Below are 11,356 nucleotides of genomic sequence, written 5' to 3' on the forward strand. Positions count from 1 at the left end.
AGGACTCCGCCCTTTCACGGCGGCAACAGGGGTTCGAACCCCCTAGGGGACGCCAATACGGCTGACCGGATTAGTCCCCCGGTCAGTCACCCAGAACGCCTCGGCTTTTGCCGGGGCGTTTTGCTTTGTGGATTTCAGTCAGTCTGCTCTGCAACAGCAGCGTGAGGAAAGCCGCCAAGTTCCTTCCAGCGATTCACAATGGCGCAGAACAGGTCTGCGGTCTTCTCGGCGTCATAGGCGGCTGAATGGGCCTCCCGGCTACTGAACTCGATGCCGGCCCGTTTACAGGCCTCTGCCAGTACCGTATGACCATAGGCCAGTCCGGCGAGGGTGGCGGTGTCAAAAGTGGAAAACGGATGAAACGGGTTACGCTTCAGATCGGTACGGGTAGCCGCAGCAAAAACGAAGTTATGATCAAAGGTCGCGTTGTGACCCACCAGTACAGCCCGTTTGCAGTCATGGGCCTTGATTGCCTTGCGAATGGGTCCGAAAATATCAGCAAGCGCGGTTTTCTCATCAATCGCTGGCCGTTCAGGTTGCCAGGGGTCAATACCGGTAAAATCCAGCGCTGACTGTTCCAGGTTTGCCCCCTCGAAGGGATGAACCTCTCTCACGATCGTCTCGCTGCGGACCAGCCAGCCGTCGCTGTCCATGGTCAGCAGTACGGCCGCCACCTCCAGCAGGGCATCGGTGCTGGCATTGAAGCCGCCGGTCTCAACATCCACCACCACAGGCAGGTAGCCACGAAAGCGGGTTGACATGGGATGGGGGGTGGTTGTTTCAGTCACTCGGTCTCCTCAGGTTTGCTGAAGCGGCCATTACGGACGCCGGTTATCGGGTATTGCTGTGGGTTGCCCATTCGGATCAGGCGAGTTTCCAGTGCAGGGTTTCGCCGGCCTTGAGCGGGACAATGGAGCCATCCGCCAATGGCAGGCTGTCAGGCACTGTCCAGGATTCCCTTATCAGGGTGATGGTGTCGGTGTTTCGGGGCAGCCGGTAAAAGTCGGGGCCGTTGAAGCTGGCAAATGCTTCGAGCTTGTCGAGAATGCCCAGTTCTTCAAATACGCCGGCGTAGAGTTCAATGGCACCGAAGGCGGAATAGCAGCCGGCACAGCCACAGCTGGTTTCCTTGCGGTCGCGGGCATGGGGTGCCGAATCGGTACCAAGGAAAAACCGGTTGTCGCCGCTGACCACCGCCTCCTGAAGGGCCTGCTGATGGGTGTTGCGCTTGAGCACCGGCAGGCAGTAGAGGTGCGGTCGTATGCCGCCGACCAGCATATGGTTACGGTTGTACATCAGGTGCTGTGGGGTCAGGGTGGCACCCAGACGGTCACCGGGCTGTCCGCGGACGAACTCGGCCGCGTCTGCGGTGGTAATATGCTCCAGCACCACTCTCAGCTCCGGGTGACGGTCCAGCACCGGGGTCAGCACACGGTCCAGAAAATGTTTTTCCCGGTCAAAGATGTCGGTGTGTTCATCAGTCACCTCACCGTGCACCAGCAGCAACATGCCGCATTCCGCCATGGCGGCCAGTACCTCATCAATATCCCGCACGTTACTGACACCGGACTCCGAGTTGGTGGTCGCTCCGGCCGGGTAGAGTTTTGCGGCGGGTATGCCGGCCTGATGGGCCTCCAGGATGTCCTGTGGCCGGGTTGCTCCGGTCAGGTAGAGTGTCATCAGTGGCGCAAAGGTGTTGTGGTCTCCGGCTGCGGCCAGAATGCGCTGTTTATAGGCCAGGGCCTGGCTCGCATTGGTCACCGGCGGCACCAGGTTGGGCATGATGATGGCGCGACCAAAGCAGCGGGCAGTTGCCGGCACCACATCATTGAGTACTGCGCCATCGCGGACATGAAGGTGCCAGTCGTCCGGGCGGGTAATGGTGAGGGTGTCGGGTGTCTGTGGGTGTTGTGATGATGCGAGCATGATACCTGCAGGTCCTTGGCCATTTAACGGCAGCAGTATATCAGAAGCATACCCCTAAAGAATCCGCACCGGCGGCCGATACCCGGGTATAACGGGGTCCCGGATACCGGGTTTGCTGGAACCATCAGGTCTGCCATGAGCCACATGTCACCACTACTGCGCATCGCTCTGAGTCTCTCTGCCATCGGTCTGATGGCAGTCAGCAACCCTTTGCCTGCGGGGAGCTATGGCGCGGGTCTGCAGAACAGTCAGTGGTACCTGTCCGAGTCCATTTTTGACTGCGCGCTGACCCATGACATTCCCGGCTATGGCCGTGCCGTGTTCAGTCACCGGGCGGGGGAGAACCTGCAGTTTTACCTGGAAGCTGAAGTTCCGCTGATGCGGGCTGGGCGCGGTATGCTGGCGGTGGAGGCACCGGCCTGGCGTCCGGGAGCCGATACCCGGAAGCTGGGTTACGTCGATGTGGAAGAGGGCCGGCGGGTGGTTTCGGTGGCATATCCCGAGTCCATGATGCTGGTGCAAGGTTTGCTGGACGGCATGGCGCCAACCCTGACCCGGCAATCAGCCTATGGTTCGGACGCAGTTCGGGTGCGGTTGTCGAACATCAATTTCAAGCCCGGCTATCAGGGTTATCGCCAGTGTGTGTCGACCCTGTTGCCGGTGAACTATGACCAGATCCGTCGGTCCCGGATTCCCTTTGCCAGCGGCAGTGCCCGGCTTTCGGACGGTGACCGCAAGCGGCTGGATCTGATCGTCACTTATGTACTGGCGGATTCCACCGTGGAACTGGTTTTTGTGGATGGCCACACCGACCGGATCGGAAGTCGGATTCAGAACCGGGCAATCTCGGAAGATCGGGCAAGGGTGGTGGCAGACTATCTGATTGACGCCGGCATTGCCGAGGATCAGGTGATTGTGCGGGCCCACGCAGACCAGTTTCCGGTGTCACGGAATGCCGCCGATAACCGTCGCACCACCATTCGGCTGCAACGTCAGGGCGAGCGCCCCGAGATGCAGCAGGCAGAAGGCGGCAGTGGCGGTGGTTTCAGTGGCTAGCCGGCGCTGACCAGAACGTCCAGATGGGCGGCGACACTCTCCGCCAAAGCCCGCAGGTGATAGCCCCCTTCCAGGGTGGACACGATCCGGTCGTTGGCGTGCTCTTTGGCGATATCCGCCAGCAGTGAGGTAATCCAGCGATAATCCTCGGTCTCGAGATTCATCTCGGCCATGGGGTCGAGCCGGTGGCCATCAAAGCCTGCCGAGATCAGAATCAGCTGCGGGCGGAAGTCGTTCAGTCGTTGTACCCAGCCTTCGGTTACCCGCTTGCGGTAGTCTTCCCCGCCACAGCCTGCCGGAATCGGAATATTGACGATATTCTCCGGTAACCGGTAAACGTGGGAGTGAGGGTAGAACGGATGCTGAAAGCTTGAACACATCAGAATACGCTCATCACCCTGCACAATATCCACCGTTCCATTGCCCTGATGGACATCAAAATCCACTATGGCAACCCGCTCCAGCCGGTGGAAATTCAGGGCCCGCATGGCGGCCAGGGCAATGTTGTTGTAGAAGCAGAAGCCCATGGACTTGCTGCGTTCGGCATGATGCCCCGGTGGTCGGGCGCAGACGAAGGCATTGGTGACCTGGCTGCTGAGCACCATGTCAACCGCTTGAATGTTGGCGCCTGCAGCGAGCCGGGCGGCTCTCAGGGTATCCGCCATCAGCGCTGTGTCCGGGTCGGTAAACACCCGGCCCCGGGTGGGCTGCATAAGATCCAGCTGGTGCAGGTACTTTTCAGGATGCACCGTCAGTAACTGGTCCCGGGTTGCTTCTTCAGGACGAATCCAGTCCAGCTGGTGGTGAAGTCCGCTATCTTCGATGTAGCTGATGATCCGGCTCAGTCGCTCTGGACATTCCGGATGCTCCGGGCCCATGTCATGAAGGGCGCAGTCATCGTGAGAGAAAAACGCAGTGGTCATGGTGTCAGAACTTTTCCCGCCGGCCGCTGGGCCGTAGCTTGTCTTTTTTTATCGTGAAACATTAATTAATGGTATCAGGGATTATGGGTCCTTGCTGCGATTCTTTGGCCGCGCCCATGGTTCTTTGGTCGTAGAGCCACAAATCCGTTTTACATCAACCTTTCAACGCCTAAGATAGAGGAAACCATTTTCTGACCTCAGTTAAGGAGAGCTACGTTGGGCACCCGGTATCTGGAGAGCCTGTTTAACCCGTCGTCGATTGTTGTGGTCGGCGCTTCAGAGCGCGCTGACAATCTCGGGGGTATGGTGTTACGGAACCTGCTGGGGGGCGGTTACCCCGGGCGCCTGCTGGTGATCAACCAGAACGAGTACGAGTCGGTCCACGGTGTTCCCTGTGTCCCCAAGGTGTCCAGGATGGATTTCAGTCCGGAGCTGGCCATTGTGTGCACACCGCCGGATACCGTGCCGAAGGTGGTGCGGCGGCTGGGCAAGGCGGGTGTGCGAACGGCGATGGTGATGACCGGTGGCATGTCCCGGGCCCACAGCAAGACCGGGCAGCCGCTCATGTATTCCGTCGGTGAGGCGGCCCGGGAAACCGGCATCCGCGTGCTCGGCCCCAACACCATCGGCCTGATGGTGCCCGCCCGCAAGCTCAATGCGACCTATGCCCATATGGGCGCGCTGCCTGGCAAGGTGGCCTTTGTGGGCCAGTCCGGCAGTGTTGCCAGCTCGGTCATCGACTGGGCTTTCGCCAGGGGCGTCGGTTTTTCCTACTTCCTCACCCTCGGCGACAGTATGGATATCGATCACGATGACCTGATCGACTATCTCGCTCAGGATACCCAGACCCGGGCAATCCTGTTACACATCGAGAATATTCCAAACCCCCGTCGCTTCATGTCTGCGGTTCGGGTAGCCGCCCGCACCAAACCGGTAATTGCGGTCAAGAGCGGCCGGGTGCCCGCTTCGGAGTGGTTCCGCCATGAACTGCCGGCCGGCCTGCACCGCAGTGATCCGATCTACGATGCCATGCTGCAACGGGCGGGTGTACTGCGGGTGGATGGCCTCGGGCAGATGTTCGATGCACTGGAAACCCTGACCCGGATGCGGCCCCTGAAACGGGAAACCCTGGCGATCATGGCCAACGGAGTTGGTCCCGGGGTGCTGGCGGTCGATCGCCTGGCCGCACTGGGTGGTGAGCTGGCGAGCTTGTCCGCAACCTCCATCGATGAACTGGCAAAGATTCTGCCGCCCTACTGGAGTCGCAAGAACCCGATCGATCTCAACTACGACGCCTCGCCGGAGCTCTATGCCAGGGCTATCAGGATTCTGTCGAAAGACCCGGAAGTATCCAATGTTCTGGTGATGTATGCGCCGAGTCTGACAGAAGACAGTCTGCAGATTGCCGATGCAGTGGTGCAGGCGGTCAAGGGTACCCGGCTTAATGTGTTTACCTGCTGGCTGGGTCAGAGCACGGTCATGGATGCCCGGGACGAGTTCTACCGGGCCGGCCTGCCGTCGTTCTTCTCGCCAGAGAAGGCGGTGATGGCGTTCATGCAGCATGTCAATCACCAGCGGGTGCAACGGCTGCTGGCGGAAACTCCGGAATCCTATACTGATCACCTTTCGGATCATTCCAATACCCGGCGTATCGTGCTGAATTCGCTGCGGGCAAAGCGTGGGTATCTGACCAACCGTGAGGCCCGGGAGGTGCTAAAGGATTACGGCATCAATACCATTCCGACGGTTTACTGTGATGATGTTGAAGAAGTGGTCGAGGCCTACGCGGTCGAGCGCCGGCCGGTGGACGTTACCCTGATCCACAAGCAGGCCTGTCATCCGTTTGTGGAGTACGCCGAGGCCCAGGGTCGTTATCGTTCAACCGTGCACGGGCTCAACAGCGAAACCGATATTCTGGAGGCCTGCCGCGAGCTGATGGAAAAATACCAGAAGCACTTTCCGGAAAGCGGCTTCATTGGCTTTGCGGTGCAGCGGGCCTACAAGCACATTGATGGCATTGCCTTCAGCGTGGGGATTACCCGTGATGAACTGTTTGGTCCTCTGGTGGTGTGTGGCGCTGCCGGTGCCCGCATCAATGTCATGACCGATCGCCAGATCGCGTTGCCGCCCCTGAATATGGTGCTTGCCCGGGAACTGCTGCGGCGCACCTATATGTTCAAGTTGCTGGAAGAGTTCAGCGAGCAGCCCGAGCGGGATATCCGGGCGGTTTCGGAAGTACTGATCACGCTGTCCCAGATCGTCATCGATATACCCGAGATCAAAGGTCTGGAAATCTCGCCTCTGCTGTTCAATGACAACGGCCTGATGGCGGTCGACGTGTCGATCGATCTGTCGGACAAGCCGGGCAAACCCATTATCCAGCCCTATCCCCGCGAGCTGGAGGAGTGGATGGTATTGCCGAAGTCCGGTCGCCGGGTGATTATCCGGCCGGTGCTGGCAGAAGACGAGCCCTCACACCGGGCGTTCCATGAGTTGCAGTCGCCGGAGTCCATCCGCTATCGGTTTTTTCAGTATCGCAAGCATTTTTCCCGGGAAGACGTTGCCCAGATGGTGCAGATCGATTACGACCGGGAAATGGTATTTATTGCCAACGCGCCCCGGGAAGACGGCGAAGGCGAGGAAACCCTGGGCACGGTGCGGGTCTGGACCGACGCTGACAACCTGCGTTGCGAGTTTGCGGTGATGGTGCACGACAAGATGAAAGGTGAGGGCCTGGGGGTTGCCCTGATGCAGAAGATGATCGACTACTGCCGGTCCCGGGGCACCATGGAAATGGTGGGTAATGTCCTGTCAGAAAACCGTCCGATGCTGCAACTGGCCGAACACCTGGGGTTTGAGATCCAGTACAACCGTGAGGAGGAAGTCATGGATCTCAGGCTGGTGCTCAACGAGCCGGAAAAAGACTGGCAGCGGGAGCGACTGTCGCGGATTTATACCTGAGCGGTACGGTCCGCGACAGTCGTCCTGTCAGCTTTCCTCGATGATGGCAGAGCGGTCTTCGCCGCCCATGGCCTCCAGCAATCCCGGAATCACCCGGGCCAGCTCCAGGGTCATCAGGGCAAAGGCGGCATCAAAGCGGGCGGCGGCATCGTCGGCGTCCACATCGTCCAGCTTTTCCTGCAGGGTGTCCCCGAATTTGAGGCGACGAATGCCGAATTCCTCGTCCAGTACGAACGACAGGCTGTCGTCCCAGGTGACCGCCAGTTTGGTCACTTGCATGCCGGTTTCGAGGTGATTACGGATTTCATCCGCCATCAGGTCCATGCCCTTGCAGCGCACCACGCCGCCGTCCTCGGAAGGATCTTTCAGTTCACACTCGGTACCCAGGGTTATGGCCGACGGCAGGTCAATGGACTCGTTGAGCCAGCCGGTAAAGGTGAAGGCCGGCGCCTGTTCCAGCACCGGAGGTCTGACCGGCAGGGAGCCCAGGCTTTTGCGCAGGGCTGATGCCAGATCTTCAGCCTGTTTGGCGGAACCCGCGTCGACCACCATGATGCCATCCTGCGGTGCCAGGTAGGCAAAGCTGCGGCGATTGCGGGAAAAGGCCTGGGGCAGCATTTCCAGCAGAACCTGTTCTTTCAGCTCGTCTTTTTCCTTGCGACGAACCTTGCGTCCCTGTTCAGCCTCGATCATTTCAGCCTTTTCCTCCACCAGTTCCTTGATGACCGGACCCGGCAGCAGTTTTTCTTCCTTGCGCAGCGCTACCAGATGGTAGCCTCCGGCGCTGTGCACCAGTTGCTGACCGTGTTTGCCCAGTGGTGGAACCCAGCCATGGCGAACCAGTTCCTGGGGCCCGCAGGGCTTGAAGGCGTCGGCCTGGAGCTGCGTTTCCAGCTGTTCGGCGGTTATGTCAAAAGGCTTGGTGAAACGGAATACTCGGGCATTGCGAAACCACATGTAATCGGATCCTTCGATGAACGGAATAAGTGAGCAGTCGGGTAGTCTGGAACTGGTTATATCTGCATGATCTCGACCAGCACGGTCTTCACCACAAAACCGACCACGCCGGCGCCCAGAACAGTGAACAGGGCAATGGTACCAAATCGGCCAGCCTGGGATTTCTTTGCCAAGTCCCAGACAATGAATCCCATCCAGACAATCAGGATGGTGGAGAATACCGCAAGGGCAATCTGGGAAAACAGGGCTTCGGTCATTTGTCTACTCCGCACAAACGGTCAGGGTTATCGTTACCGTCGTTGAAAAAAACACCAGACCGGACCGATGGGTTCAAAAGCCCGGGTCAGGACGGCGTGACTGTCTTCGGGGTGCGGACCGGCGGTGTTGTTGTGCGGTTATTGCTCGTCGCGCAGGAAGGTCCAGTTATCGCGTGTCGAATCTTCCACGCTGAACCGGTAGCCTTCCAGATCAAAGCCCTTGAGGTCGTCGGCCTGGGTAATCCGGTTCTCGATAGCGTACCGGCACATCAGACCGCGAGCTTTTTTGGCGTAAAAACTGATCATCTTGTATTGGCCGTTTTTCCAGTCCTTGAACTGGGGTGTGATCAGCCGGGCATTGAGATGTTTCTTCTGAACACTTTTGAAGTATTCGTTGGAGGCCAGGTTCACCAGCACGCCATCATCAGCGGCGAGTTCCTGATTCAGGGCGTCGGTGATCTGACTGCCCCAGAATGCATACAGATCCTTGCCCCGGTCGTTTTCAAAGCGGGTGCCCATCTCCAGCCGGTAGGCCTGCATCAGGTCGAGGGGGCGCAGCACCCCGTAAAGGCCGGAAAGAATTCTAAGGTGTTGCTGGGCAAAGCTGAAATCCTCTTCAGCAAAGCGCTCGGCGGCCAGCCCGGTGTAGACGTCTCCCTTGAAGGCAAGTATGGCCTGGCGGGCGTTCTCCGGAGTAAACGGCACCTGCCAGTTGCGAAACCGGTCGGCATTGAGCTGGCCCAGCTTGTCACTGATGCTCATCAGGTTACTGAGCTGGTGAGGTTCCAGGGTTTTAAGCTGATCCACCAGCCTGCATGACTCGTCGAGAAAGGCCGGCTGGGTATGGCTGGACGTGGCCAGCGGGCTTTCGAAATCGAGGGTCTTGGCAGGAGAAATAACCATCAGCATGTCAGCGGTTCCTCAATGGGGTGTTCCGTGGCCGGCGGGTGCGGGGCCGAGAAACGACAGGAGATCGTCACGGGTAAAGGGCCAGCCCAGTTCGGTGCCTGTGTCTTCCCGGCGCAGCACCGGAATACGGGTGCCGTAGAGTTCCACCAGCGCTGCAGAACTGGCGATGTCGATGGCCTCGACCGGAATCGGGTAGGGCAGCGACGTGTTCACCAGAATCGCCTCGGCCAGTTCGCACAGCTCACAATGGGAGGTGGTGTAGAAAATCAGTTCCATTATTTGCTCTGGGCACTGAGTTGCTGGCCGTTGACACCGCGACTGTCTGCACCCATCAGGTAAAGGTACGACGGCATCAGGGCATCCGGATTGACGTTCTGGTTAGGATTTTCTGCCGGGTAGGCCATGATACGCATGCTGGTGCGGGTTGCGCCCGGATTCAGGCTGTTCACCCTCACGTTATGGCGTTCGTCATCCAGTTCATCCGCCAACAACTGGCTCAGGCCTTCCAGTGCAAACTTTGATACTGCGTAAGCGCCCCAGTAGGCCTTGGCCTTGCGACCAACCCCGGAGGAGCTGAAGATCACCGAAGCATCACCGGACTGGCGCAGCAACGGAATCAGGGCCCGGGTCAGCAGGAACGGTGCCGTGACGTTGACCTGCATGACTCTGGTCCAGGTTTCCGGGTCGTAGAGCTCAACCGGGCTACGGGTGCCAAGAATGCCGGCGTTGTGAAGCAGACCGTCCAGCCGTCCGAAATTCTGCTCGATGGTCATGGCCATTTCTTCGTAATCCTTGACCGCTGCACCCTCAAGATTAAGCGGCACAATGGCGGGCTTGGGGTGACCGGCCGCTTCAATTTCGTCGTAGACGGATTCCAGTTTGGAGATGGTGCGGCCCAGCAGGATGACCGTCGCGCCGTGGGCTGCGTAGGTTTTGGCCGCTACCCGCCCGATCCCGTCACCGGCGCCAGTAACCAGAATGATCCGGTCTGTCAGCAGGCCTTCCGGTGCCTGATAGTTCTGCATGGCCTGTTCCGTGGTGACGCTCTGATTCATGAACACTCCGCTTGTTGTCAAGTAATGGCAAAGCAGTGACTGAAAGTAGACGGCTTTATAGCGCCCTATTGTAACAGATTTATCAGCTGCTCCACGGTCTCTACAGTATGGTCAGCCTGCCAGAGATCAACCTCTGCCGGATTAACGATATAGCCGTATCTCACCGCAACCGTGGTCATGCCGGCGTTGCGACCCGCCTCGATATCGCGGATGTGGTCTCCCACATAGACGCCCCGGAGCGGATCGGCACCGACCTCACGACAGGCCAGAAAAAGGCCTTCCGGGTGGGGCTTGCGCTGACTTACGTGATCCGGGCACACCAGGGTACTGCAGCGCGTGGCCAGCCCCAGAGCATCCAGCAGGGGCACCGCAAAGCGTGCTGGTTTGTTGGTGACGATGCCCCAGGGAATTCCGGCCATCTCCAGGGCCACGAGTAGACTCTCAAACCCCGGAAACAACACGGTGTCCTGGCAGATATGATCAGCGTAGGTATCCAGAAATGCGGTGTGGCGCTCCACGTAATCCGGGTGCTCCGGTTCCAGACCAAAGCCCAGTCGCACCATGGCCCGGGCGCCGTCCGACACATGGGGGCGAATACCTTCTGCCGGTAGCGGTTCGAGCTGATATCGCTGCCTCACCAGATTGAGGCAGCGGACAAAGTCCGGTGCGGTATCAATCAGGGTGCCATCCAGATCGAAAAGCACGGTGGAAATCGGCGTACCGCTGCCGGCGATCTGCATTATGGGTTTGTCTCCGGGGCTTTGGATGCGTGCATGATGTAATTTACATCAACGTCGCGGCCGAGTTTGTAGACCCTGGTGACCGGATTGTAGGTCATGCCGGTCAGGTCGTGGGTCTGTAGCCCGGCCTGCCGCAGAAATCCGGTCATCTCAGAAGGGCGGATGAATTTTTTCCATTCATGGGTGCCTTTTGGCAACAGGCGCAAAACATATTCAGCACCAACAATGGCAAACAGGTAGGACTTGGGATTACGGTTGATGGTTGAGACAAACAGTTGCCCGCCGGGTTTCAGCAGGCGGGCACAGGCCTGGATGACAGAGGCCGGCTGCGGCACGTGCTCCAGCATTTCGAGGCAGGTGATGATGTCGTAGCTGGCGAGCTGGTCGGCATCTGCAGCCAGCGACTCTATGGTGGTCTGGCGGTAATCTACGTCCACACCGGTTTCCAGGCCATGCAGGCGGGCCACCGCCAGTGGCGCTTCGCCCATATCGATTCCGGTCACGCGGGCACCGCGGCGGGCCATGCCCTCAGACAACAAACCGCCGCCGCAGCCGACATCGAGAACTTTACG

General features: G+C 59.1%; 12 protein-coding genes. 2 read left to right on the forward strand and 10 right to left on the reverse strand.

Annotated elements, in window-relative coordinates; genetic code table 11:
* Window positions 1–134: 134 nt before the first annotated feature.
* Together rnt and pyrC are read right to left on the reverse strand one after the other, a co-directional pair.
* Window positions 135–761, reverse strand: a complete 627-nt coding sequence (gene rnt, locus AAC035_RS12165) for a ribonuclease T (protein WP_339804524.1) — start codon at window positions 759–761, stop codon at window positions 135–137.
* A 103-nt stretch (window positions 762–864) separates the two neighbouring features.
* A complete protein-coding gene (pyrC, locus tag AAC035_RS12170) occupies window positions 865–1,926 on the reverse strand; it encodes a dihydroorotase (protein WP_339804493.1) in 1,062 nt (353 codons plus the stop codon).
* Window positions 1,927–2,070: 144 nt separating this feature from the next.
* Between pyrC and AAC035_RS12175 the strand changes: the two genes are divergently transcribed.
* Window positions 2,071–2,982 carry an OmpA family protein gene (locus tag AAC035_RS12175; RefSeq protein ID WP_339804496.1) on the forward strand — a complete coding sequence of 304 codons (912 nt, stop codon included), beginning with the start codon at window positions 2,071–2,073 and terminating at the stop codon, window positions 2,980–2,982.
* Here AAC035_RS12175 and AAC035_RS12180 read toward each other — a convergent pair.
* The gene (locus AAC035_RS12180) at window positions 2,979–3,905 is read right to left on the reverse strand and encodes a histone deacetylase family protein (protein ID WP_339804498.1); all 927 of its coding nucleotides are present in this window, start codon (window positions 3,903–3,905) and stop codon (window positions 2,979–2,981) included. The genes AAC035_RS12175 and AAC035_RS12180 overlap by 4 nt on opposite strands.
* A 216-nt stretch (window positions 3,906–4,121) precedes the next feature.
* Between AAC035_RS12180 and AAC035_RS12185 the strand changes: the two genes are divergently transcribed.
* Window positions 4,122–6,866, forward strand: a complete 2,745-nt coding sequence (locus tag AAC035_RS12185) for a GNAT family N-acetyltransferase (RefSeq protein WP_339804503.1) — start codon at window positions 4,122–4,124, stop codon at window positions 6,864–6,866.
* Window positions 6,867–6,893: 27 nt separating this feature from the next.
* Here AAC035_RS12185 and rdgC read toward each other — a convergent pair whose 3' ends face one another.
* The 7 genes from rdgC to ubiG all read right to left on the reverse strand — a co-directional run.
* Window positions 6,894–7,823 (reverse strand): recombination-associated protein RdgC, encoded by a 930-nt coding sequence (gene rdgC / locus AAC035_RS12190; RefSeq protein ID WP_339804506.1) that lies wholly within the window; start codon window positions 7,821–7,823, stop codon window positions 6,894–6,896.
* Between the two features lie 56 nt (window positions 7,824–7,879).
* Window positions 7,880–8,080, reverse strand: coding sequence for a DUF2788 domain-containing protein (locus AAC035_RS12195; RefSeq protein ID WP_339804510.1), 201 nt, complete (start codon window positions 8,078–8,080; stop codon window positions 7,880–7,882).
* Between the two features lie 138 nt (window positions 8,081–8,218).
* Window positions 8,219–8,989 carry a peroxide stress protein YaaA gene (gene yaaA, locus AAC035_RS12200; RefSeq protein ID WP_339804513.1) on the reverse strand — a complete coding sequence of 257 codons (771 nt, stop codon included), beginning with the start codon at window positions 8,987–8,989 and terminating at the stop codon, window positions 8,219–8,221.
* A 12-nt stretch (window positions 8,990–9,001) separates the two neighbouring features.
* On the reverse strand, window positions 9,002–9,265 hold the full coding sequence (locus AAC035_RS12205; RefSeq protein ID WP_339804517.1) for a glutaredoxin family protein: 264 nt from the start codon (window positions 9,263–9,265) through the stop codon (window positions 9,002–9,004).
* Window positions 9,265–10,014: a YciK family oxidoreductase gene (locus tag AAC035_RS12210; protein ID WP_339804527.1), complete on the reverse strand. Its 750-nt coding sequence runs from the start codon at window positions 10,012–10,014 to the stop codon at window positions 9,265–9,267. Before AAC035_RS12210 ends, AAC035_RS12205 begins: the two co-directional genes overlap by 1 nt.
* A 95-nt stretch (window positions 10,015–10,109) precedes the next feature.
* Window positions 10,110–10,784, reverse strand: a complete 675-nt coding sequence (locus AAC035_RS12215) for an HAD-IA family hydrolase (protein WP_339804518.1) — start codon at window positions 10,782–10,784, stop codon at window positions 10,110–10,112.
* A partial coding sequence (gene ubiG / locus AAC035_RS12220) for a bifunctional 2-polyprenyl-6-hydroxyphenol methylase/3-demethylubiquinol 3-O-methyltransferase UbiG (protein ID WP_339804521.1) occupies window positions 10,784–11,356 on the reverse strand: 573 nt, incomplete at its 5' end. The genes ubiG and AAC035_RS12215, both read right to left, overlap by 1 nt.

The organism is uncultured Marinobacter sp. (assembly GCF_963974375.1).
GTDB lineage: Bacteria > Pseudomonadota > Gammaproteobacteria > Pseudomonadales > Oleiphilaceae > Marinobacter.

What these genes read in the sequence shown, in the direction of transcription:
- AAC035_RS12215 (WP_339804518.1), bottom strand. Translation starts at nt 10,784, where the DNA reads ATGCAGATCGCCGGCAGCGGTACGCCGATTTCCACCGTGCTTTTCGAT.
- rnt (WP_339804524.1), bottom strand. Translation starts at nt 761, where the DNA reads ATGTCAACCCGCTTTCGTGGCTACCTGCCTGTGGTGGTGGATGTTGAG.
- AAC035_RS12205 (WP_339804517.1), bottom strand. Translation starts at nt 9,265, where the DNA reads ATGGAACTGATTTTCTACACCACCTCCCATTGTGAGCTGTGCGAACTG.
- AAC035_RS12210 (WP_339804527.1), bottom strand. Translation starts at nt 10,014, where the DNA reads ATGCAGAACTATCAGGCACCGGAAGGCCTGCTGACAGACCGGATCATT.
- pyrC (WP_339804493.1), bottom strand. Translation starts at nt 1,926, where the DNA reads ATGCTCGCATCATCACAACACCCACAGACACCCGACACCCTCACCATT.
- rdgC (WP_339804506.1), bottom strand. Translation starts at nt 7,823, where the DNA reads ATGTGGTTTCGCAATGCCCGAGTATTCCGTTTCACCAAGCCTTTTGAC.
- AAC035_RS12195 (WP_339804510.1), bottom strand. Translation starts at nt 8,080, where the DNA reads ATGACCGAAGCCCTGTTTTCCCAGATTGCCCTTGCGGTATTCTCCACC.
- AAC035_RS12175 (WP_339804496.1), top strand. Translation starts at nt 2,071, where the DNA reads ATGTCACCACTACTGCGCATCGCTCTGAGTCTCTCTGCCATCGGTCTG.
- AAC035_RS12180 (WP_339804498.1), bottom strand. Translation starts at nt 3,905, where the DNA reads ATGACCACTGCGTTTTTCTCTCACGATGACTGCGCCCTTCATGACATG.
- yaaA (WP_339804513.1), bottom strand. Translation starts at nt 8,989, where the DNA reads ATGCTGATGGTTATTTCTCCTGCCAAGACCCTCGATTTCGAAAGCCCG.